Annotated in this window: 21 protein-coding genes; 7 read left to right on the top strand and 14 right to left on the bottom strand. The window is 45.8% G+C overall.

Translation table 11 applies throughout. The annotated features are described in order from the left end of the window. Positions 1-80: 80 nt before the first annotated feature. The 5 genes from QUA99_RS18370 to QUA99_RS18350 all read right to left on the bottom strand — a co-directional run bounded on the left by QUA99_RS18370 (position 81) and on the right by QUA99_RS18350 (position 3,195). Entirely contained in the window at positions 81-1,256 is a 1,176-nt protein-coding gene (locus tag QUA99_RS18370; protein ID WP_333239631.1) for an exonuclease SbcCD subunit D, read from the bottom strand. Between the two features lie 45 nt (positions 1,257-1,301). Further along, a complete protein-coding gene (locus QUA99_RS18365; RefSeq protein WP_445251026.1) occupies positions 1,302-1,547 on the bottom strand; it encodes a DUF433 domain-containing protein in 246 nt (81 codons plus the stop codon). A 6-nt stretch (positions 1,548-1,553) separates the two neighbouring features. Continuing rightward, positions 1,554-1,895 carry a DUF5615 family PIN-like protein gene (locus QUA99_RS18360; protein ID WP_333239633.1) on the bottom strand — a complete coding sequence of 114 codons (342 nt, stop codon included), beginning with the start codon at positions 1,893-1,895 and terminating at the stop codon, positions 1,554-1,556. Positions 1,896-1,898: 3 nt separating this feature from the next. Continuing rightward, entirely contained in the window at positions 1,899-2,225 is a 327-nt protein-coding gene (locus QUA99_RS18355; RefSeq protein WP_333239635.1) for a DUF433 domain-containing protein, read from the bottom strand. 76 nt (positions 2,226-2,301) lie between these two features. Next, the gene (locus QUA99_RS18350; RefSeq protein WP_333239637.1) at positions 2,302-3,195 is read right to left on the bottom strand and encodes an ion channel; all 894 of its coding nucleotides are present in this window, start codon (positions 3,193-3,195) and stop codon (positions 2,302-2,304) included. A gap of 112 nt (positions 3,196-3,307) precedes the next feature. On the opposite strand from QUA99_RS18350, the gene QUA99_RS18345 reads away from it, so the two are divergent. Next, a complete protein-coding gene (locus QUA99_RS18345; RefSeq protein ID WP_333239639.1) occupies positions 3,308-3,628 on the top strand; it encodes a hypothetical protein in 321 nt (106 codons plus the stop codon). Positions 3,629-3,932: 304 nt separating this feature from the next. On the opposite strand, the gene QUA99_RS18340 is transcribed toward QUA99_RS18345, so the two are convergent. Continuing rightward, on the bottom strand, positions 3,933-5,258 hold the full coding sequence (locus tag QUA99_RS18340; RefSeq protein ID WP_333239669.1) for a hypothetical protein: 1,326 nt from the start codon (positions 5,256-5,258) through the stop codon (positions 3,933-3,935). Positions 5,259-5,285: 27 nt separating this feature from the next. On the opposite strand from QUA99_RS18340, the gene QUA99_RS18335 reads away from it, so the two are divergent. Then, a complete protein-coding gene (locus QUA99_RS18335) occupies positions 5,286-5,411 on the top strand; it encodes a hypothetical protein (RefSeq protein ID WP_333239641.1) in 126 nt (41 codons plus the stop codon). Positions 5,412-6,053: 642 nt separating this feature from the next. Here the strand turns inward: QUA99_RS18335 and QUA99_RS18330 are convergent. The 3 genes from QUA99_RS18330 to QUA99_RS18320 all read right to left on the bottom strand — a co-directional run bounded on the left by QUA99_RS18330 (position 6,054) and on the right by QUA99_RS18320 (position 8,705). Next, positions 6,054-6,575: a hypothetical protein gene (locus tag QUA99_RS18330; RefSeq protein ID WP_333239643.1), complete on the bottom strand. Its 522-nt coding sequence runs from the start codon at positions 6,573-6,575 to the stop codon at positions 6,054-6,056. A 284-nt stretch (positions 6,576-6,859) separates the two neighbouring features. Continuing rightward, positions 6,860-7,216 (bottom strand): hypothetical protein, encoded by a 357-nt coding sequence (locus tag QUA99_RS18325; RefSeq protein ID WP_333239645.1) that lies wholly within the window; start codon positions 7,214-7,216, stop codon positions 6,860-6,862. Between the two features lie 388 nt (positions 7,217-7,604). Then, positions 7,605-8,705, bottom strand: a complete 1,101-nt coding sequence (locus tag QUA99_RS18320; RefSeq protein ID WP_333239647.1) for a saccharopine dehydrogenase NADP-binding domain-containing protein — start codon at positions 8,703-8,705, stop codon at positions 7,605-7,607. Positions 8,706-9,015: 310 nt separating this feature from the next. On the opposite strand from QUA99_RS18320, the gene QUA99_RS18315 reads away from it, so the two are divergent. Then, positions 9,016-9,240, top strand: a complete 225-nt coding sequence (locus QUA99_RS18315; RefSeq protein ID WP_333239649.1) for a polymorphic toxin type 34 domain-containing protein — start codon at positions 9,016-9,018, stop codon at positions 9,238-9,240. Positions 9,241-9,432: 192 nt separating this feature from the next. Next, on the top strand, positions 9,433-10,233 hold the full coding sequence (locus tag QUA99_RS18310; RefSeq protein ID WP_333239651.1) for a HEAT repeat domain-containing protein: 801 nt from the start codon (positions 9,433-9,435) through the stop codon (positions 10,231-10,233). Positions 10,234-10,315: 82 nt separating this feature from the next. Here the strand turns inward: QUA99_RS18310 and crtO are convergent, their stop codons facing one another. The 3 genes from crtO to QUA99_RS18295 all read right to left on the bottom strand — a co-directional run bounded on the left by crtO (position 10,316) and on the right by QUA99_RS18295 (position 14,320). Next, positions 10,316-12,013: a beta-carotene ketolase CrtO gene (gene crtO, locus QUA99_RS18305; protein ID WP_333239653.1), complete on the bottom strand. Its 1,698-nt coding sequence runs from the start codon at positions 12,011-12,013 to the stop codon at positions 10,316-10,318. 254 nt (positions 12,014-12,267) lie between these two features. After that, entirely contained in the window at positions 12,268-13,050 is a 783-nt protein-coding gene (locus QUA99_RS18300) for a class I SAM-dependent methyltransferase (RefSeq protein WP_333239655.1), read from the bottom strand. 169 nt (positions 13,051-13,219) lie between these two features. After that, positions 13,220-14,320: a tetratricopeptide repeat protein gene (locus QUA99_RS18295; protein WP_333239657.1), complete on the bottom strand. Its 1,101-nt coding sequence runs from the start codon at positions 14,318-14,320 to the stop codon at positions 13,220-13,222. A gap of 150 nt (positions 14,321-14,470) precedes the next feature. Here QUA99_RS18295 and QUA99_RS18290 point away from each other — a divergent pair, with 150 nt between their 5' ends. Beyond that, complete coding sequence (locus tag QUA99_RS18290) at positions 14,471-14,797, top strand: YbjQ family protein (protein WP_172184303.1); 327 nt, start codon at positions 14,471-14,473, stop codon at positions 14,795-14,797. A 269-nt stretch (positions 14,798-15,066) separates the two neighbouring features. Next, on the top strand, positions 15,067-15,690 hold the full coding sequence (locus QUA99_RS18285; RefSeq protein ID WP_333239659.1) for a hypothetical protein: 624 nt from the start codon (positions 15,067-15,069) through the stop codon (positions 15,688-15,690). 436 nt (positions 15,691-16,126) lie between these two features. Here the strand turns inward: QUA99_RS18285 and metH are convergent, their stop codons facing one another. Beyond that, complete coding sequence (metH, locus tag QUA99_RS18280; protein WP_333239661.1) at positions 16,127-19,678, bottom strand: methionine synthase; 3,552 nt, start codon at positions 19,676-19,678, stop codon at positions 16,127-16,129. Between the two features lie 71 nt (positions 19,679-19,749). Between metH and QUA99_RS18275 the strand changes: the two genes are divergently transcribed. Continuing rightward, entirely contained in the window at positions 19,750-19,965 is a 216-nt protein-coding gene (locus QUA99_RS18275) for a hypothetical protein (RefSeq protein WP_333239663.1), read from the top strand. A gap of 108 nt (positions 19,966-20,073) precedes the next feature. Here the strand turns inward: QUA99_RS18275 and QUA99_RS18270 are convergent, their stop codons facing one another. After that, complete coding sequence (locus QUA99_RS18270) at positions 20,074-20,832, bottom strand: hypothetical protein (protein WP_333239665.1); 759 nt, start codon at positions 20,830-20,832, stop codon at positions 20,074-20,076. Positions 20,833-21,254: the final 422 nt, after the last annotated feature.

Genomic DNA, 21,254 nt, shown 5'->3' with positions numbered 1-21,254 from the left:
ATATTGGTTCCCAGACCGAGCCTGGGAACCAGTTAAAACTATGTGAAATTTGAGAGTGTAGATTGTATCTTTTTACCCATTTAATTATTAACTGTTTCCTTAAACTTCTTGTACAAATTTTTAAATTCCTCCAATACTGCCGGCTTCGGTGTCGTTCCCAATCGGTTTTGATAATAGTTGCAAAACTCTGCTGCAGGATCGAAATTATTGGGATCGATATTAGTTATTTCTGTTGCTTCTAGCGCTGCATCTGGATAGCGCGGTTCAATTAACAGCGCTTGAGAACAGATTTGGCGGACTCGATCGGCCAGCCCGATTTGCGGACTCTCCAGTTCGACAATTACTTTCAAGAAACCCGGATGATACTGATGAGCTTGTAAAGTTTCATCAAGATTGTCGTTATGACATTTAAGCACTTTTAACGGCTTGTGGCAAGCCACAGGCTTAAATTCCACCTTTGCCTGACTTCCCGGCTCAACTTCTATCAAGCAAAATCCTTTTTCCTGTTCCGCTTCTCCAAAATCTAACTGAATCAAAGAACCGGAATAATAAGCGGGGGAAGTCTCAGAAATTCGCTGGTGAATGTGGATGTGTCCGAGGGCGACATACTGAGCTTCCGGGGGCAGAGTTTGCGATGAGAGCAGGTATTTTTCTCGCGTGTAATAAGCGACTTCTGATTTTGCCAATCGAGCGCCGTCAATACTCATGTGTCCCATGAGAAAATTGACAGTATTGTCTCTAAAATCGCTGGTTAAATCTTCGATTAAATATGCTACTATTTCGCGGTAATCTTTTCGGCGATCGGCATCGCCCGACTGCCATAGAGAATTAGCATCTAACAGTCTTTGTTCGGAAGCAAAAGGCATCGCTCCCACGCAAAGTTTACCGCTTTTTGTATTAAGAGTAATTGTGCCGCCATCTGCAGAAAGCCTGGGTTTGCCTAAAGCGCGCACACCGGCGAGGGAAAGCAATTGCGCGATGCTGTCGATGCGGGATGCCGAATCGTGATTACCGGCGATCGCAATTGCGGGAATTCCTGCCGCTTGGAGTTCGCAGAAAAAGTTATAAGCAATGCGTTCGGCGTAAGCGGGAGGGTTGGGCACGTCGAAAATGTCACCAGCGACGAGCACAGCATCGACATCCAAGGCTTTTGCTTGCTTCAAAATCTGTTCGAGGGCGATCGCAATTTCAAAAGTGCGATCGATTCCTCGAAAACGTCGCCCTAAATGCCAGTCAGCAGTATGAATTATTCGCATAGTACGAGGAGTTTTTTGTTTATTTTAATAGAAAGTTGTAACTTTTCAATCTTCCTCGTTTTCTTTAATTGCTCTTTCAATCTCATCAGGATATGCCTCAGCATAACTAAAAGCACTCACTAAATCTGCTGCACAGAGATCGGGATGACCTTCTAAAATATGAGCATCTGTGGCATCTTGACGGCGATAACTTATTAACAGCCAAACAGGAATCCGCGTTTTACGAATACAGGCTTTACCGCCCATGACACCGGGAGTCTTTTGAATTCCATACCCAAGGTATTCTATCACTTCTACTCACTCCGAAGGACGGTTAACTCGAATCAGTAAACTTCTCACTGATTCTCGATTAGCAATAGCTTCATTAATGCGTAAAGCCAACAGATCCCTATTTGAATCATCTTTACAAACAATGATACCAGCATGGTCGGGTTGTAATGTATGCAGCCTGATAAAATGACGGCGATTGAGCGTTAAAATAGCGCGGTCAATACTGACTGCAAAAGCTAACACTTCTTCATCAGGATTTTTTTGATTAGCATTTCCTGCTTCCTGTACGGTAAGGACATCGTGACCTAAAGTCCTCAACAATTCCACAACCCGCTTCGGAAATTGTTCATCTGCATAGAAACGCGCCACTTTTCAATCTTCCTCATTTTCTATAATTGCTGTTTCAATCTCATCAGGATATGCCTCAGCATAAGCCCAAGCATTCGCCAAATCAGCGGCACGCAGAGTCGGATAGTCTTCTAGGAGTTCAGCTTCAGAAATACCTAAACGGCGAGCATTCACCAGTAGCCAAACAGGAATTCGCGTTTCTCTGATGCAAGCATCGCCGCCGCACACGCCCGGAGTCTTTTGAATCCCCGACCAAAATTTTCTTAAACTTTGGGCTAGTAATTCTATAGCTTGAGCCTTCTCTTCGGGAGTTAAAGCCAAGAGTTGCGGTTGCAATTCTTTCAGTGTCATCTTTGCAATTATTGAGGTCATGAATATTAATTTGTTTTGCCATACAGGTATTCTAGCACTGGCTCAATCTAAACTTTCATTCCACAGGCTTCACATCATGAAACCGAGTATAATCAACCACCCGCCCTCCCGTCGCCGATTTCAAAAGAATATCTACAAATCGCATATCCCAGATAATCTCCGAGGCTACAAAAGAATGTCGCGCATGAATAGTTTGCGAAACTGTTTCGTCAATTCCTGTTAAAGTAATTACAATTTCCGCTTGCTGTTCCATCAAGTCTTGGGCTGTAAGTTGGTACAAAGGACTGGTCTCATCAATTGCGTGCATAACCGTCCAAGTTAAGGCAAAAATCGGAGAGTGACTCCGCATCAATTGCAAATCGTAAAAACGCCGCATAAATTCTCCTTCCGCTGTTACCTCGTCGCGGATCAAAGTAGCTCGCTGCTGCGCTTCTAAAATCTGGTTAAAACGCTGATTTGCAGTGCGGTACATCAGAGTCGGAACACCGTTGAAAGGAGCGATTACAGCTACGCGGCTGAAGATAACTCTAGCTGTTGGTCTAGAAAATCTAGCAAAAGCCAGTCCCGTCACCATCGCGACTCCCCACAGAGCAAAAAGCGCTTGGATCGCGACTATAGTATTAGCGTAATCCGTGCGCGGATACATGGCGCCGTAGCCGATCGTCGCCATTGTTTGCACGCTGAAATAAAAGGCATCTGGGAAAGAACCCGGCCGCGCGTTAACAATGCAATCTCCTCCCGCCAAGTAAGCTAAGGCAAATAAAGAATTCGTGACTGTATAGGAGAGACAAATGAGGATGAAAAATCGCGGCCAAGAAAGAGTTAGCAGCCTGTGGTAGAGGTCGGCCAAATGCAGGCGCGGTACTCCCAACTTGACAATATTTAAGGGGAATTGTCCTTGGCGGCTGACTAAACGAGCCTGTGGGTGGTGGTTGCGGTTGATTTTCATTGCGATTTGTAACTGCGGCTGTTTCAATTTGTAACTATTGCTTTGACCGGGAAAACTTATCCTTTAGACTGATGTCTTATTCCAAAAATTCGGATAACAGCGGAGTTTAGAAATGGTTGAGCTTAACTGGCATGACTATCTCGTTATGGTTTCTTTTGTGGCTTCTATTGCGGGTCTAGTCCTGCTGGGCGATAATCGCAAGTCGCAGCCAACGGACGATCGCACTTTGAGCGAAGAAATCCTAATCAAGATGAGCTTTACTTACTGGATAGTGTACTGCATCTCTTTTTTCGGGCTGAAACTTCACCTACCAGAGGATAGCTGGTTATTGCTCAGTTTGAAGCTGACTACTGTTCTTTCTTACTTGTTGACTGCTTCTAGCATACTCAGCCTGCCGCTGCAACGCATGGCTGTCCGACGAGTTGAAGATTAACAAAAGGTGTTTGTAGTGAGGACTTCAGTTCTTTCGATCGCGGTGAAGAAAAACTAAAGTCCTGACTGCAAAGCTATTTGAGTAATATTACCGGGCCATAAGCTCACAGCTAGCTGTGAGCTTGTTTAATGGTTTATTATCTGAGGGATGCCGACTAACGCGCCCAAAATGGCTAGGGTCGATCGCACTCGTACTTGCAATTGCCACTCTGTTTCTGCCTTCCTTTGGCTGCGAAAATCTCATCGAGTATCCCTTGACGAAGCCGGCGCGTTAGCGCACAGCAGTATGCCACGAACTTAGCTGGTTAGGATTTAAAGCCTTTAGAGCTTTTCTTTTTTTCCTGCGGTTTGGACTTTGATTTGTGAACTTCGCCTAAAGCTTCCTGAAATAAGTTGTGCAGGTGCAAGGGAACGCTGGCAATTTCCGGGAGTTCTGGTTCTAATGGTTTTTTAAACTCTTGCAGCAGGGCATCTAAATCGCGATCGATCTGAAAATTAGTCCGCTGCAGTACAGTTTGCAAAATTTGTGATAATTTCGCTGGATTAACTTTAGCTAACCGCTGCCAAATCCAGGCATTAATTCCAGGATCTTCTAGATAATTGCGAACCAGCTTCTCGTAACCGGGAACCGTTGAAAAGTCTTCGGCTGCTAGCATTGCAGTAAATTGAGCGTAAGTAGACAAAAAGGTTTGCCCCCAGCGAGGATGAGAAAGCGCTGTCACCTGTTCGGCTTTCTTGAAGCGATCGGGCAATTCAACTTTTGGCATTACCATTTTTGAGTGAGGATCGCTATCGATCCCTACCTCAACTGAAGACGGATCTGCACCGGCTGCTGCTATAGCTGCTGCTTTAATTTCTTCTGCATCGACTCCCGCATCTTCAACGATATCCGCGAGAGATTTAGTTTCATGAATTCCGATATCAGCGAGGCGTTTTTTAGTGATAAATTCCTGAAATTCAGCCAACTGTTTATTCAGGTGATATCCCGATAGCGTCACTTCCTCACTGCCAAAAAATTCGGTAAAATCTTCGTGGTACTGTTCTACCGAATGCCAAGCTTGCTCTAACAATTCCGGCGCATCGCTGTACAAATTCTGTTTGTGATTTTGCTTGAAATTGCCGATCGCCACCGCCAACTTCGGCTTGCCCAATTTCCCCATCGCTATCGGAGGACCCGAGAGTATCCACCAGTCATCGGTGAGAGGAGCAATCCGAGCCCGCAAGATTTCTCCTAACTTAAAGCGAGACATTTCTTGCAGGAAATTAGGGCTGTTGGGCTTGACAACGTAGTGCTTCGCCGTCAGCCAGTTCATCAGTTCAAACCTGTCGGGGAAAAGTTTAGTGATTTCAAATAAGCCCGTGAAGCTTCTTTGCTGCCAACTTTCTAGCAAACTGCGATCGCCCGGGGTTAAATCCGGCTGACTTTCGACAAATAGGTCGATCGGCGTTTTCTCTCCGACTTTGCCTTCAACTGTAAAACTGTCAATCACTTGATTTTGCTGAGCAATATCGTAGCGCTCGCCAGTCGATCGAGCTGCAGCATAAGCTTCCAAAGCTACCGCCAACTCTCCTTCAGCATCCAGCACAAAGTCAATTAAATTTTGCTTGAGTGTCCAAGCTCTTTCCAACATTTCATCCACAATTTATACCGATTTTGAATGAGAGGATTTAGATTTTTAACAATTATCGGACTTGAAGCAACCGACGCACTGCGGCTGCGATTGAAGAAAGCGCATGGCGAACAAGGACAGAAATATGCGATCGATGCCTCAGTCCTGAATTAGTTTAATTTTAAGGCTAACAGTCAAAAAAAAATGTTAATCTCAAACGCAAGCATCCCGATTTTGTAAAAAGCGTTTTTTAGGAGTGCGATCGTCCCGCACAGCAAAGCCCCTACGTCTGGCTTCGTGCTCTCGCAGCAAACACTCCTGTGAAATAAAAATCTTCCTGAAAAACGCGATTTCAACGGAGCATAAAAATACCCTCTCCGATGTAGAGAGGGGCTGAAAATCCCCAAAAACTTAGCTAAACTCGCGTTAAAAATAGTCCCAGATATCAATAACAGTCCAAGACGCAGCAACCGGGTTTTTTTATCAAAACACTTCGCTGCATTCCCCACCTGGGGTAAAAACCCGGAACGCTGGAGTTTGCGTGCGTCCCAGACTGAGAAATACTTGCTGTCAGCCCTTAGCGGCCATTGGTAACAAGTTAAGCTAAGAAAGCATTTGTCAATCAGCAATTATGCTCGAGATTTACTCGGATTTTGGGCCCAAAACTGAGATTTGGGCGATCGTGCGATCGTGCCGAGGGTGATATTTATACTTACTCCCTCTCAAATCGTGAATTTTCCACTCCTAAAAAAGCAGTTTTTTTGAGTAATATTACTGATTGATAAATGCAATTAAGTCTTAACTTGTCACCAATACTTAGCGGCCGTCTTTGTCAATGTCGCCAGGAACAGCGCGTTCCACCCGATCCCAAGCGTCGCGCGTGGCGTGCTTCGCTTTTTCCCAAGCCACATTAGACTTACCGCGATTTGTTTCGTAGTCGCGTTGCAAATCGTTTTCGAGCTCGTTGAAGCTCTTACCAGTACCGCCATAGCGGCTGTATCCCTCATAACCGGTGCGGTATGCAGGCTGATAGTCGTCGTAAGTCGCGCTCGTGTCCGCGTAAGGACGGGAACTGTAGTTGCTTTGCCAGTAAGCCTCTTCTACCGTGGGGTCGATCGCCTCGCCCACACCTTTGCCCGCCAAACCGCCGCCAAAAGCACCCACAACAGCGCCCACAACTGCTCCTACAGGCCCGCCGATCGCACCGCCGATCGCCGCACCCGCAGCACCGGCACTCGCCGCACCGATACCCGTTTCCAGTGGATGAGCCCCCGTTTCTCCAGAAAGCGGGTCGAGGTTAGCATCAGGTTCCTTTACCGTTTTTTTGTCATCGCTCATGATATTTTTTTCCTTTTATTTAACTGTAACTATTAATCAATTTACCTTTTAAATTGCTCTCTATTCATCTGCCTTCAGGATGAATCTGCTAGCTTAATAAGAAGGGGAAACCGGAAATTATTTCAACGGAAAAAGTGGTTTTACGCCCTATTCTAACGCGATAAGGTGCGCACTGCGCACCCTACAGAATTAGGTTAAAGTAAGTCCAGAGCTATGCTCAATTGTGTACTTGCAGAAGCTCTGTATTTACACCAGCAAATTGATTTAGATAAAAATCGGTTGATTTATTCCTTGCCAGTTACCTTTTCAATCAAATCTTCAGCTTTTTGAACTAAGCTTTCTTGCGGGTGTTCTTCCTTGTACTCTTTTAAGCTTTCGTCGTAAACTTTCTCGACCTTTGCAGGATTTTGAGCAGTTTTGACTATTGATTCGTAAGCTGCTTGGGGATTCAGATCCTCGAAACTTTCTGCGGGGTCAGTAATTTTAGCTTCCGGCTGCGCCTGAGTGCTGTATTGACCCGCAGCGTGAGCAGCCTGACTTGGTGCTAAGGCTAGACCTGCCAAACTAATGAAAGCCAGCGTACAGACCAGCAAAATGCTTTGAATCAATGTTTGTCCGAGAGCTTTTAAAACCCGCTTCATGTCAACTTCTCCTGGTATTTTTTCGCAAAAATTATGGTGTTTGTCGCCCCTTCACTGCGATCGCACATTTACAACCTTGGTTAAAGCGCAATCTTTGTCGCAGCTACCGCATCTAGAGCGAGCGAAAAGGGATGTTTCCCGTGATGTCCAATATCTTAAGCGCCTGCTTGTTACTATTACTTCTACCAAAAGATAGATTCGTTAGACAAGCGCAACTCATCTCCTATGAGCCGCGACGCGATCGCAATTCCTGCGATGAACCCTATCTAGGGGTTCTCCCGTCAATTGCGAACCCTGACTCTTCTCCTTTCTTCCTTCGCATCTTCGCGGTTCATCAAAAAAAGCCCGTTCACCACACATCTAAAATTGCTACAAATAACCTAGAAAACTACAAAAAAACCTGCTCTATGTTGAGGTTGCGGTTCTGCATAGCTCGTTCAAATAGCTCAGTTGAAAGAGCTTGTTCGACCGACCAAACGCCCGGTTTTTTGAGTTCTCCTTCTAACATTAATTGAGCTATGCTGCCAGTACCGATGCCAGTAGCGGCGGCAGCATTGGGGTGTACCGCTGTCGAGCAAACTTTAGCGGGTTGACCGTTTTTGAGACCTGTCACTTGCGATCGCACTGCCACGCCAACCCCGCTAAAACTATTAGTAACACTGGTCATCCCGTAACTGACATAGGAGAGAAATTCAATCACGGAGTTATTTTTGAGCCAGCTAGCGGGCCAATACTTGGCAACAAACCAGGTAAGGTGATTGTAAAGGTCGGGAGACGTACCGAATTTAGTCACAACTGATTTGACGGGGAAAGTTTCGGGCAAAGTAATTGCTTCCGGCATATCGAACCAGTAAACCCCTGTGTTGCCGTAGGGCGCGGGAAATTCAATTGTTTCGCGATCGCTGTAGGGTTTTACTTGCTGCCACTTGCGATTTTCCCAAACCTCAAAAGGTATTTGCAAACCTAAAAAAGTGGTTCTCATGACGGTAACGCCAGCGCCGCCCGAACCTCCGACAACATAACTCAAATGAATGTGTTCTGCTTCATCTAATTGTTCCACATCTCTGCGCACCATGCTGTTAGAAACGCCGGGGAAAATGCCCGTATTAATAATAGCCGTAATCCCAGCATTGTTAGCAGTTTCGCGCAATGCTAAAGCTCTGCGAGTAAAACTGCGGCTGTCGCTGACATCAGTATAATTAACACCTGCTTCTATGCAAGTTTTCAATACACTAGCGTCTCGGTAATGAAAAGGTCCGGCACAGTGAACGACGAGATTAGAGGATGAAACCGCTTGGTGCAGGGCTGCACTGTCTGCTAAATCTAAAGCTTGATACTGCACCCGATCCGGTGGCAATCCCGATCCAAGAGAGGCTTCAGAATTGCGTCCGGTAACAGTAATTTCCGCGTCGGTGTGGGTAACAAGGTCTTGGGCAACGCTGCTGCCAATTCGTCCCCGCCCGCCGACAATCAAAACTCGGTTTGCCATGGCTCAAAAAAGGGTAACGCTAATCTGAGTTTCTATATTTTCGCGCATAACTTGCATCTGCACAAAGGATGAATTTGTGATAACTCATATCTTGCACCAATGTCCATAACCCCAGAGGGGTGGGGAAAACCAATAAATCAAACTAATTGCAGACAAGTTCAATAAAGCCCCACCCAAGTATTGACAAGGTTGGGATGTCTGAGTTAGACTATAAGAATATGAACAGTACCTAATATTTTTAATACTCCCTTATAATAAACCAAAAATCAAACACCATGACAGCAGTATAATAAACCACAAATTAAACACTATGACAGCAGAAGGTAATGTAGCTGATACAGGTATTGTAGAAGAATCTAAGGAACTAATCGCCGAAAAAAAAGCCTCAAATATGCCTGAAGCACTCGAAATATTGAAACAGCAAGCTAAACGCGATAAAGATAAAGAAAAAATGGAAAAAATTAAAAGAACCCAGAAAGCCTTTGGTGAGAGACATAGCCGATCCAGCGGCAAAAAGAAGAAAGCCAAAAGGTAAGCTGTTCAAAGAAACCTCTCCCAAAATTAGCCTGCAATTAGTGTAGTACCACGAAAATCAGAGAGTTTTGGGGGATGTCGAATTACTCACACTTAGTCATTTTGATACTTGCGTAATGCCATTCAATCTAACTGACTAAGTGTGAAAATAACCTAGGCTGGAAGCACTAAAATTTAGGGAGGTGCAAAAATTATGGATAAGCTGACAACTGAAACACTGCTAGATTATTGCGATTCAGATGATTATACCCTGCAAACAGAAGCATTGATACAGCTTGTAGATGCAGAAGTTTATGAAGCTGTACCGAAAATATTAAGATTGCTAAAATCCGCCGATGAATCAATTAGAGCCGATGCAGCCGAGGCATTAGGTTATCTCGGTTCAGAGGAAGTAGAGACAGTTGGCCTTGCATTAATGCCTTTGCTAAACGATCCTGAAGAACTGGTTAGGTCTGAAACAGTTGAGGCATTGGGAGAACTTGGTTATACTCCTGCGGTTGCACCAATAGAATATATTCTCAGACACGACCCTTCGGCACTGGTTCGCGCTTCAGCAGCAGAAACTCTTGGATATTTAGAAGAACCATCAGCTATAGAAACTCTGGAGCTTTCACTGCTTGATTTTGATGAAGATAAAGCCGTGAGAGGGTATGCTGCTAATTCGATCGGGCTTTTAGGTACGCCGCAGCTATTGCCAAAACTGGAAGAGTATCTAAAATTAGAGCTTCCTTTATCAGTAAAAGCTGAATTGCTGGGAGCGAGGTACTGGTTGGGCGCGAAAGAAGATATCGAAAAGCTATTGAGTTTGTTGGATAATGCTGATGAACATTTAGTAACGATCATCCTGAATATTTTAACAGATTTGACAGAACGGGAGGAGCAGCCAACATTGGCGAAAGATGCTCCCGATTTAGAAAGGGTATTGAGGGCGATCGCAAATCGTTTTCCCTTCACAGGAAATCAACCAGAAAAAATTATCGCACTCGCCCACTGATAAATCAATACAAACAAACGCAGATGTAATTGATCTGCGTTCATCTGCGTTAATCTGCCTTCATCTGCGGTTGCTAAAAATCTTACTTCTCATTACTCCGAAATACCGACTTACCCTTCGCTTTCAGAGAATTAGCCGCATCTGCCAAAGTCTGCACGAAAGGCTGCTGCGAGTGCAGGAAAACGCGAGCGGTATTGCGTCCCGGCATACCCGAAATCGACCCGCCCGGATGAGTTCCCGCCCCCGTCAGAAACAAACCGTCGATCGGCGTTTTGTAATTCGCCAACTCCGGCAAAGGACGGAAAAATATCATCTGATCCAACGTCATGTCAACGTGATAATAATTTCCTTTCAAAGCCCCCAAACGCTCTCCCAATTCCGCCGGACTTTCCACGCGGCGGCCGATAATTGACTTCTTGATATTTGGCGCGTATTCGGCTAATTTGTCAATGCAGCGATCGGCAACTTTGTTTTTCAGCTCATCCGTCCACCCCGTACCGTGCTGGCCGGTTCCTTCAGCATTTTCGATCTGGTAAGGAGCAAAGAATTCAATCCAAGCTGTATGGTGTCCTGGGGGAGCCATTGACGGGTCTCTTACCGTCGGAAACACCACATACATCGACGGATCGGAGTCAGGAATTCTGCCGATAGAAGGCTCGCTGTGAGCAATTTCAACGTGTTTCACCGAGTCGGCAATCAACACAGAACCCATTAAATACTCGTCTCGATGGTTCCAGCGATCGAACTTGGGCATTTCATTGAGAGCTAAGTCTATTTTGAGAATAGTCTCGTTATTATTAACAATTTTCCGCTCCAATCTTTCCCGCAAATTCTGGTCAGCAGCATCGACATCGCTGTCATCCATTAAATGCAGAAACAAGCGCTTAGCATCAATATTAGAAATGACACCTTTAGTAGCGCGGTATTCCGTGCCACCTGCAACTCGAACTCCCACAGCGCGACCGTCATCAACTAATATTTTTTCGACGTGCTGGTCGGTAAGTACCACACCCGAATAGCTTTTCACTAAATTGAGAAGCGCTTGCACTAATGCACCCGTCCCCCCCCGCGGCCTGGCCATGCCGGGATTGTGTCTCATTGCCAGCATAATTGCGCCTACAGCAATGGTTTTTTGCGAAGGAGGCGCGCCGAGTTCGGAGGCCAATCTGGCCAGGGGTGCTTTAATAAATTCCTCGTCAAACCACTCGTTGAGAATGTCCTCAGCGCTGGTGATCATCGTGCGAATAAAGTCCAGGGTTTTGTCGGGTGAACCGATAACTGAAAATAAATCTTTTAGTTTGGCAATATCGTAGTTTCCTGCGATATCTATGATAGATTTTGGTGGCGCATTAAACATCGGAACCATTGCACCTAAAGCCCGCTGCCAAAAGTCTGTATATTCGGCATATTTTTTAGCATCGCGCTCGTTGTAGCGGGCTATTTCTGCACAAGTTTTTTCTACGGAACTGTGCGCTAAGAAATATTTACCGTCTGGATGCGGACAAAAGGCAACTGGATCGCAGTAAAGATATTCTAAACCGTATTTTTCCAGTTCTAATTCTTCTACAACAGGCCCTAAATGGATAAATTCATGGTCGATCGCGCACAAATTGAATTTAAAATCGGGTAATTCGGGAATCGCAGCTTCGGTAGTGGCCGCACCGCCGGGAACCGAACGTTTTTCTAACAAGAGGACAGTATATCCAGCTTTGAGGAGATAAGAGGCGCAGACCAGTCCGTTGTGACCTGCTCCTATGATAATCACATCATACGTTTGCATAGATGAAGCTCTGGGGATAGGATATTTTGCTCATTTTACAAATGTTAACAAGTTGGCCGACTCTACCAATAGAAATAGATTCACCTTCAGGAAGCTGTTTTAGCATCTTACAAAAGATGGAGTTTTTACCAAATGCTACTGTACGATCGCGCTTATTTCCTCTTGAATTTACAGAGCGATCGCCTATGCCAACTCGCCCCGAGATTATATCACATAAAGCCGCGTCAATCCGCCTTCATCTGCGGTAAAAAATATTAATAATCAGAACGAGCTGCCAGATAAACCCTAGTTTTGTAAACCAATGAAACAAAGCCCCGATCGCCGCAGTGAGCTTCATAAAGTTCGGTCAAATCCGAGATAAGTTGCTGCAATTGCAGCCCAGAGTTCGGAATGTACGATGAACTCTGAGCCCGTCCAATAAGTCCTTGTAAATCTAAATCTTGTTTGTTCACAAAATCCCGGCTTTGGATATTAATAAAATCCGAACTTGTTAGCAGAGGTTCTATCGCTCTCTCTCGTCTTTCAGCAGGATGGTTATTGGAAGCGGTCTTGACTATTTGGGTGTAGCATAGTGTCAATTCATCCGCGCGATCGCGCAAATTCCAAACTACAGCCAACCTTCCCGAAGGCTTGAGAATTCGCCGAAATTCGGGTAAAGTTAAAACAGGATTGAACCAGTGGAAAGACTGGAAGCAAGTTACTAAATCGATTGACGATTCAGACAAATTAGTTGCTTCGGAAGTTGCTTCTCTAAACTCTACCAAAGGGTGAATTTCAGCCGCTTGTCTCATCTCGGCATTGGGTTCGATTGCTAATACTCGAAGGCCTCTTTCTGCTAACAAACGCGAAGAAATGCCCGTTCCAGCACCGACATCCGCTGCTGCTAACCGCGAAGGTTCCCCAAGTCCTTCTAAAATCGCATCAATCGCAGCGGCTGGATAACTCGGTCGGTACTTGACATAATCGGCGGCGCGATCGTCAAATCGACCTAGCGGATTCATCTCGTAAAGCGGCGGTCTAGAATCACTTGAACTCATAAGTCAGTTGTCAGTTGTGAATTGGCATTTGGCAGTTTGCAAGAGATGTAGGGGCGGGTTTTACCAGCCATCTTTGAGGTAATTGAAACAACACATAAACCCGCCCTCTCCGGGCTTGTATGGGAACGATGTAATTACAAATTACCCATTACCCATTACCAATTACCCGTTACTTAAGTTGCCGCAATGCCGCCTCAGCTTTTTGGGCACCATCATTGTTTCCTTGCTGGCGGTAAGTGTTGAGGGCTTGTTGAAAAGCTTCAATTGCTTCGGATTTGCGATCGCGCGCTTTGAGTGCCGTACCCATATTGTAATAAGCTTCAGCCCGGTCTGGATCGAGCTTAATGACTCGCCCAAAAGTGGTAATCGCTCCTAAAAAATCTTGTTTTTCGAGTTGAATTTCCCCGATCCCGGAGTACGCTTCCACTAAATTCGGTCGCACCGCAACAGCGCGCTGATAAGCTACCAGCGCTCCGTCTAAGTCATTTTGAGCCTGGAGAAGTTCGCCAATTTCTAACTGCACTTCTGGATTCCGGGGTTCCAATTTGGCAGCTTCTTCAAAAGCTGCTAGCCCTTCGGAAGTATAGCCGGCACGCAGCAAAGCAGTGCCTAATTTTAACTGTACACCTGCTTGTTTGGGAGCGAGTTCGGCTGCTTGTTGGAGCACGGTGACTGCACTGGCAAAACTTCCCTGCTGGATCAATACTAAACCCATTGAAGAATAAGCTTGCCAATTTTTCGGATCGAGGGCGATCGCCTCTTGATATGCTTTAAAAGCACCGCTGTAATCTTTTTGCTGAAAGAGTACCACTCCCAGACCGATTCGGGCATTGACATTTTTGCGATCGAGCACAGCGGCGCGGCGATAAGCTGTGGCTGCAGCGGGATAGTTTTGTAAATTCGCCATAGCATATCCTAATGCGTATTGGAAGTCAGCATTATTCGGTTCGAGACCGATCGCTTGTTGGTAAAATTCCACTGAGGCTTGATAGTTGCCTTGACGCGCTTCTAAATAGCCAATACCAGAAAAAATGCGCGGGTTTTCTGTATCTAAACGCGCCGCTTCCTGATAAATGGCGATCGCCTTACTGTAGTCCCCTAAATCAACAAATTCCCGTCCTTGTCGCAGCAGAGCATCTAAATTTGAATTATTTTGAGGATTGACTTGAACTGACGTTTCCGCTGAGAACGCTATCTGCGGCGTAGCGACAGCGAATCCCGCTACCAAAAGCGTACTGAATACCAAGAGACTTTGTTTGTATACGGCCATTTGTTTCAAAGAGTGTGTGGAATGAAAGAGCGAGTTACTGTCAGCCTGCCAAGCTGACAGCTTAGGGTTTGCCGGGAATCTTTGAACGGCGAGATGTAGTAAATCTACAGAACAAGACCCACTCAAAATTTTCGCGACTGAGGCCAACTGATGATTGTAACAACAACTGATATCATCCAAGGAGCAGAAATTCAATCTTACCTGGGAATAGTAACTGCTGAGGTGGTCTACGGCACCAACGCCCTGCGAGATTTCTTCGCGGGCATTCGCGACATCATCGGCGGGCGCACGGGCAGTTACGAGGAAGTGTTTCTCAAAGGACAGCGAGATGCCCTCGCGGAACTCGAAAAACGGGCTCAGCGCCTGGGCGCCAATGCCGTAATCGGCGTGGAAGTTGACACCGGCACGATTAATGTAGACTCGAGCGGAGCTTTGCTGCTGATTACTGCCGTTGGAACGGCTGTAAGATTGCGTTAAGCTGTATGTTCTGTATACGTCCGCATTTCCTGTATACATCCGGGAACTTTTCTAACGGGATAAAATAGTTATCAGTCATCAGTCATCAGTCATCAGTCATTAGTTAATAGCGGCTGGCTGAGGGCTGATGACTTTTTCGTTTCTTTCTTCAGACATAGATACTGGTTATTTCCCCAGGCAGATATAGTTTCTATCAATCTCAGCCACAATCAATGCTTAGGTGAAAGATTGTTAAAAATTAAAGCAACTCTAAGAGGAAAGAAAAACCTATGTCATACGTAAATAGACCTGTAGATAACATTGTTAACGAACCCGTGGTTGTGAATTCAATGATGGAATACCACGATCGAGTACGTTGGGGCCCGATTTTTTCGGGTTTGGTAATTGCGATCGGCACACAACTGGTGTTAAGTGCATTGGGCGCTGCGATCGGGTTGAGCAATATTGCTAATTCAGGAGCTCCGCGCACTATTGCAGGGGACGTGGGTACGGGCGTCGGAATTTGGTCAATTATTAGTTTGTTAATTAGCTTGGCTGTTGGCGGTTGGGTAACTGCTCGCGCTTGCGGCCCGATGAACCGCAACACAGCGCTTTTAAATGGAGCAATTTTGTGGGCAACTACGCTAACTATTGGCTCTTGGCTGTTAGCAAATGGCGTGGCCGGTACTTTTGGCGTAATCGCCGCTAATGCTGGAGAAGCGATTAATCAAGCGCAGCAGGGCGGGGTGAATTTGCCGAACCAAGCGCCTAACGTATCTGCTCAGAACGCTCGCGATATTGCTGGTAATGCTGCGAAAGCTGGTTGGTCATTTTTGTTCGGCTCGCTATTGGGTTTAGTTGCTTCGATGGTAGGAGCATCTGCGGGCGCGCGCACCCCTCGCCATCACTCGTAAAAGTTTGGTAAGACAAGGAAAGTTCACATTCATGAAAGCACTATTTTTAAGGTGCTTTTTTGTTGGTTTAATTCGCGAACTATTTTTTTTCTCGTTGCCAGGTTCTACTTGGGAAGATCGAATCCGGTAGCATCGGAATTAATATTACCCACAGCTTTCGAGACGGCACTGTCGTTTCCCTACAATTAATCGCGGTAGAATTAATATTCTCCACAGCTTTCGAGACCGCGAGAGCAAGAGTGTCCCTACAATTAATCGCGGTAGGGACACGGCAGTGCCGTGTCCTCTATATCATGTATGAGTGCAACCGGAATTGATCTTAAATGGAGGCAGAGCCTCCGGATCTTTGTTTCCAGGCAGAGCCTGGTAACGAGTATAAGAACGAGAAAAACGACTGAAAAAAGTGCGAGGCGCACCCTACAAATTAAGCCACAAATTAAGCGCTGAAGTATTTGGCGGCTGGGTGATAGGTGATAATTGCGGTTGTTGATTGTTCGGGATAAAGTTGTTCGCTTTCATCCATGTAGAGGTTGATACGATCGCACTTTAACAATTCCAGTTGCTTGTACTGATCCGCCATGTTCGGACAAGCGGGATAGCCGAAACTGTACCGCGAACCGCGATATCTTTGGGCTAGCATATCGCGAATGTTGTCCGGTTCCTCGCTACCAAAGCCCAATTCTCGCCGAATTCGCGCGTGAGTCCATTCTGCTATTGCTTCCGCTGTTTGAACCGCTAATCCGTGAAAGTAGAGATAGTCGGTATATTGATTGTTAGCAAATAGCTTTTGCGCGTACTCTGTAGCAATTTCTCCCACTGTCGCTACTTGCATCGGAAATACATCGATTTTACCGGATTCTTTGGGCGCAAAGAAGTCGGCAATGCACAGCCGGCGCGCCGATTTTTGCCGGGGAAATGTGAATGTTGCAGCGGGTGTCGATACATTTTGCCCGCCCTTCATAATTTCCGGGTCGTACAAATGCAAAGAATTGCCTTCAGCTTGAGAGGGAAAATACCCGTAAATTGCTTGCGGCTGCAGTAACTTTTCGGCGATAATTTTGTGTTTCCATTCTTCCAATACCGGATAAACTTTCTCAGCTAAGAAAGCATCGTATTCTTCCCGCGATTGGTCTTTCGGCTTGCGGAACTGCCACTGGCCGGCAACTAAGGCTTGCAAATCTAAGTGCCAGAAAATCTCCTCAAAGGGGATGTCTTCTCCCTGCAACAGTTTCGTACCCCAGAACGGAGGAGTCGGGCGATCGATATCTGCTGAAACTGCCTCGGATCGCCTGGTATCTATCACCACAGGAGTGTCTGCTTTCTTGGCATCTTCTACAGAAGTTTCTGGCACAGCTTTAACTTCTTTAACCGCCCCATTCTCATCCTCTAGTTCATCTAAAAATCCTTGCAAGTCTTCCCATTTTCCAGCAGATTTTGCTGGCATCAGTTTGTCCATAAAGTGCAAATCAGAAAACGCATCTTTGCCGTAAACTACTTTACCTTTGTAGGTATTTTGGCAGTCTTCATGTACAAACTTGGGAGTCAAAGCCGCGCCCCCCAAAATTACTGGAACGGTGATTCCTTTCTGGTTGAATACTTCCAGATTTTCTTTCATGAATGCGGTGGATTTTACCAGCAAGCCACTCATCGCTATACAGTCGGCTTTGTGCTTCTCGTAAGCTTCGATGATATTGTCAACCGACTGTTTAATACCCAAGTTAATCACTCGGTAGCCGTTGTTTGATAGGATAATATCAACCAAGTTTTTGCCGATGTCGTGAACGTCGCCTTTGACAGTAGCGATGATGAATGTGCCTTTGGCGTTGTCCCCAGATTCGGACTTTTCCATGTGCGGTTCTAAATAGGCAACTGCCGCTTTCATGGTTTCTGCTGACTGCAATACAAATGGCAGTTGCATTTGTCCCGAACCGAACAATTCTCCGACTACTTTCATGCCGTCTAGCAAGAAGGTATTGATAATGTGGAGGGGCGGATAGCTTTCTAATGCTTTGGCGAGTTGGATGTCGAGCCCTATCCGTTCGCCGTCGATGATGTGCTGCTTCAGGCGTTCTTCGACGGGGAGGTTTGCGTCTTCTGTACGATCGCGCTTGGTGGTTTTGCCCGCAAACACCGTTGTCAGCTCGCCCAAGGGGTCGTAAACGCAAATTTCGCCGTCAAACTCCCGTTCGTCGTAAATCAGTTTACGGCAGATTTCTTGGTGTTTGGGGTCGATTTTGGCGAGGGGCAAAATCTTATTGGCGCTGACAATGGCCGAGTCCATCCCGGCTTGCATTGCTTCGTGCAAAAACATGGAATTCAAAACTTGCCGCGCCGCCGGATTCAAGCCGAAGGAAATATTAGAAACTCCTAAAATTACGTGACAGCCTGGTAATTCTTGGCGGATGCGGCGGATGGATTCGATGGTAGCTTTGCCGTTTTTTCTGTCTTCTTCAATCCCGGTCGAAATTGGCAATGCTAGGGTGTCAAAAAAGATTTCCTCGGCGGGAATGCCGTAGGCGACGGCGGCGTTATAGGCGCGCTGGGCGATCGCAAATTTTTTGTCTGCGGTTCTCGCCATTCCGTCTTCGTCAATCGTCCCGATAACTATGCCCGCGCCGTATTTTTTCGCCAACTCCAAAACTTGATAAAAACGCGGTTCTCCGTCTTCGTAGTTAGTGGAATTCAGCAAGCATTTGCCACCCGCAACTTTTAAGCCGGCTTCCATCTTTTCCCATTCGGTGGAATCCAGCATTAAAGGGAGAGTTGCATTAGTCACAACGCGGGAAACTAATTCTTTCATGTCTCGCACGCCGTCGCGGCCGACATAATCAACGTTGACATCGAGAATGTGCGCGCCTTCTCGCACTTGTTCCCGGGCCATTGCTACTAAACCGTCCCAGTCTTCGGCGTTTAGCAAATCGCGGCATTTTTTGGAACCGCTGGCGTTGAGTCTTTCGCCGACAATTAAGAAGGAATTTTCTTGTTCGTAGGGTTGGGCGCTATAAATTGAAGCGGCGGAAGGTTCCCAAGTAAATTCGCGGATTTTGGGTTTAAGAGTTTTGCCAATTTCTGATAGTTCGCGGATGTGATCGTAGCGGGTGCCGCAGCAGCCGCCGATGACTTGCACGCCTAAGTCTTCGACAAAGCGCATCAAGGCCATTTTTAATTCTATTGGCGTGAGTTTGTAGTGCGCGTGGCCGCCGATGTTTTCGGGTAAACCGGCGTTGGGAACGCAGGAAACGACGAAGGGTGAATGTTCGGAAAGGTATTTGACGTGTTCGGCCATGCGATCGGGCCCGGTGGCGCAGTTGAGGCCTAAAATGTCGATCGGGTACGGCTGCAAAATTGCGAGGGCGGCGCTGATATCGGAACCGACTAACATTGTGCCGGTGGCTTCCATTGTGACTGATACCATTAACGGAATCCGCGCACCTTTTTTCTTAAATACTTCTTCAATGGCATTTAATGCTGATTTAATTTGCAGCACATCTTGACAAGTTTCGACAATAAATAAGTCAACGCCGCCGTCATAAAGTCCTTCTGCTTGTTCGGTAAAAGCGGCGGTGAGTGTGTCGAAATCGATGTGTCCTAATGTGGGCAATTTGGTGCCTGGCCCGATCGATCCTGCGACAAATCGAGGTTTTTCTGGCGTGGAAAATTCGGCGGCAATACCCTTGGCAAGTTCGGCGGCAGTTTTGTTGAGATAATATGCTTTGTCTGCCAAATCGTACTCGGCGAGAACGATGGAAGCCCCGCCAAACGTGTCTGTTTCGATGACATCGGCCCCTGCTTCGAGGAATCCCCGGTGCACGTTGGCGACGGCTTCCGGCTTGGTGTGGACGAGATATTCGTTGCAGCCTTCGTATTCTTTGCCGCCAAAGTCTTCTGCGGTGAGGTTTTGGACTTGCAGGTTGGTTCCCATGGCGCCGTCGAAGACGATGACGGGGCGTGAGGGGTGGTGGAGTCGATCGAGGAATCTGCTATTCATAAGCGGTCAAAAAAAACGCTGGTGCTATATATTTACAATTTTATCTATTGTGCAATATTGTCAACAATTATGTGACTGTTGGCAAACGACTAATTACTGAAGGATTTAATGCTGCTGACAATAGTTCGATCGTACCTGTAATTTTACCGATCGCCCTGGATAATTGTCAAAATTCTGTTGCGGGCGAGGCTGCGGGGGGAAAACAGGCGAGTTGCGAGGGATTTTTTCGCTTAACTGCTGACCTATTTTGCGCAAATGCGATCGCCACAATTAAACGAGTTATATAGCAATCCTAAATGACTCGTAAATTTTTACCCCCCCCAACCCTCCCCGAACCCGCTGGGAGTCCGTAATAAATTCACAAATGATGCGAAAATTGCTCTATAACTAAAGCATTAAGATTTCTTTCTCATTTTTCTGTTGGAAGGTCTTTTAGGCAGTCGCTTAATTTCACCTTCTCCTCCTTGGACTTCTACTTTTTTTACATTTTCTTCTACTTCTTCTATAATTTCTAAATCACCAATTTCAACCTCGCCCCCGCTGATTTCTTCCTCTTCCTCAGCCTCCTCCGCATTCTGTTGATTTGCGATTAACTGCACGGCTAACCCAGAAGCTTGAACTGGCAATTGTGCGATTTCTTGACTAATTTCAGCTTCTCCAATCCGCTGCTCAATTTCCGCCGCCGCTAAATCTTCCTCGGTAACAGGAAAGTTATCAATTTCTTGACTAATTTCAGTTTCTCTAATTTCCTTGTCTACTAGCTGCATTGATAACTGCTGCTTTTCCCTTGACAATTCCTCAACCTTAGTTCCAAGCATTCTAATCTGTTCGTTGAGAACGCGAATTTCTCGGTTTTGCTGCTGAATCAGTTCTTCGGCATCAGCAATAGTTCGATTTCTATCTAAGATCACCTCATTTTTAGTTTCTAATTCCAAAGCGCTCATAGCTGCTTTAATCACATTATAAAAATGCGGTTTAGATACATCAACTTGTTTAGCATTATGGCGACTTTTCCCCAAAAGTCCAATTTTTTCTCCTTGCTTAACAGCCAAAACAAAACCTTGATGATTTTTTATTTTTAATTCCTTGACAAAATCCACTTGAACTAAACTGCAAATATATTTGTGACAGTCAAAATAAAATTCTGCTTTCATAAAAAAGCACCCCTTTCTGCTATAGTCCCGCAGAATTATAGCACGAACAGACTTTGTGCGGGAAATAAAAATAAATAAATAAATAATCGATAGCCCATTTTGGTCAAAACAAAACTTCATCATGAACCAGATTTTCCGGCAACTCTATCACGCCCGCAATCAACTTCCAACAATGGTCATCTCCCTCCCAATCATCCGGCCGCCAAGGCAGACTCAAACTCACACTAACTAAACAATATTTTTGCGGTATATCCCCCAATTCTAACCATTTGGGATATACTACTACTGATTCTGGAGAATGTCTTGGCTATTGCCATAAATTATATTTTATGGTATCTATAAACATAAGCTGTTCAGCATCTAAAACGCATATTGCATAGTATAATATGATGATATTTAGAAAAAGTCAATGCCTACTAAAA

Origin of the sequence: Microcoleus sp. F10-B2, from assembly GCF_036704965.1 — a bacterium.
Classification (GTDB): domain Bacteria; phylum Cyanobacteriota; class Cyanobacteriia; order Cyanobacteriales; family Microcoleaceae; genus Microcoleus.
The sequence above is the reverse complement of the archived record's forward strand: the minus strand, read 5'-3'. Positions and strand labels throughout refer to the sequence as shown.

Excerpts from the sequence above, each read along its gene's own strand:
- QUA99_RS18370 (WP_333239631.1), bottom strand. The coding sequence starts at position 1,256 with ATGCGAATAATTCATACTGCTGACTGGCATTTAGGGCGACGTTTTCGA.
- QUA99_RS18355 (WP_333239635.1), bottom strand. The coding sequence starts at position 2,225 with ATGACACTGAAAGAATTGCAACCGCAACTCTTGGCTTTAACTCCCGAA.
- QUA99_RS18350 (WP_333239637.1), bottom strand. The coding sequence starts at position 3,195 with ATGAAAATCAACCGCAACCACCACCCACAGGCTCGTTTAGTCAGCCGC.
- QUA99_RS18345 (WP_333239639.1), top strand. The coding sequence starts at position 3,308 with ATGGTTGAGCTTAACTGGCATGACTATCTCGTTATGGTTTCTTTTGTG.
- QUA99_RS18340 (WP_333239669.1), bottom strand. The coding sequence starts at position 5,258 with ATGTTGGAAAGAGCTTGGACACTCAAGCAAAATTTAATTGACTTTGTG.
- QUA99_RS18335 (WP_333239641.1), top strand. The coding sequence starts at position 5,286 with ATGAGAGGATTTAGATTTTTAACAATTATCGGACTTGAAGCAACCGAC.
- QUA99_RS18330 (WP_333239643.1), bottom strand. The coding sequence starts at position 6,575 with ATGAGCGATGACAAAAAAACGGTAAAGGAACCTGATGCTAACCTCGAC.
- QUA99_RS18325 (WP_333239645.1), bottom strand. The coding sequence starts at position 7,216 with ATGAAGCGGGTTTTAAAAGCTCTCGGACAAACATTGATTCAAAGCATT.
- QUA99_RS18320 (WP_333239647.1), bottom strand. The coding sequence starts at position 8,705 with ATGGCAAACCGAGTTTTGATTGTCGGCGGGCGGGGACGAATTGGCAGC.
- QUA99_RS18315 (WP_333239649.1), top strand. The coding sequence starts at position 9,016 with ATGACAGCAGAAGGTAATGTAGCTGATACAGGTATTGTAGAAGAATCT.
- QUA99_RS18310 (WP_333239651.1), top strand. The coding sequence starts at position 9,433 with ATGGATAAGCTGACAACTGAAACACTGCTAGATTATTGCGATTCAGAT.
- crtO (WP_333239653.1), bottom strand. The coding sequence starts at position 12,013 with ATGCAAACGTATGATGTGATTATCATAGGAGCAGGTCACAACGGACTG.
- QUA99_RS18300 (WP_333239655.1), bottom strand. The coding sequence starts at position 13,050 with ATGAGTTCAAGTGATTCTAGACCGCCGCTTTACGAGATGAATCCGCTA.
- QUA99_RS18295 (WP_333239657.1), bottom strand. The coding sequence starts at position 14,320 with ATGGCCGTATACAAACAAAGTCTCTTGGTATTCAGTACGCTTTTGGTA.
- QUA99_RS18290 (WP_172184303.1), top strand. The coding sequence starts at position 14,471 with ATGATTGTAACAACAACTGATATCATCCAAGGAGCAGAAATTCAATCT.
- QUA99_RS18285 (WP_333239659.1), top strand. The coding sequence starts at position 15,067 with ATGTCATACGTAAATAGACCTGTAGATAACATTGTTAACGAACCCGTG.
- metH (WP_333239661.1), bottom strand. The coding sequence starts at position 19,678 with ATGAATAGCAGATTCCTCGATCGACTCCACCACCCCTCACGCCCCGTC.
- QUA99_RS18270 (WP_333239665.1), bottom strand. The coding sequence starts at position 20,832 with ATGAAAGCAGAATTTTATTTTGACTGTCACAAATATATTTGCAGTTTA.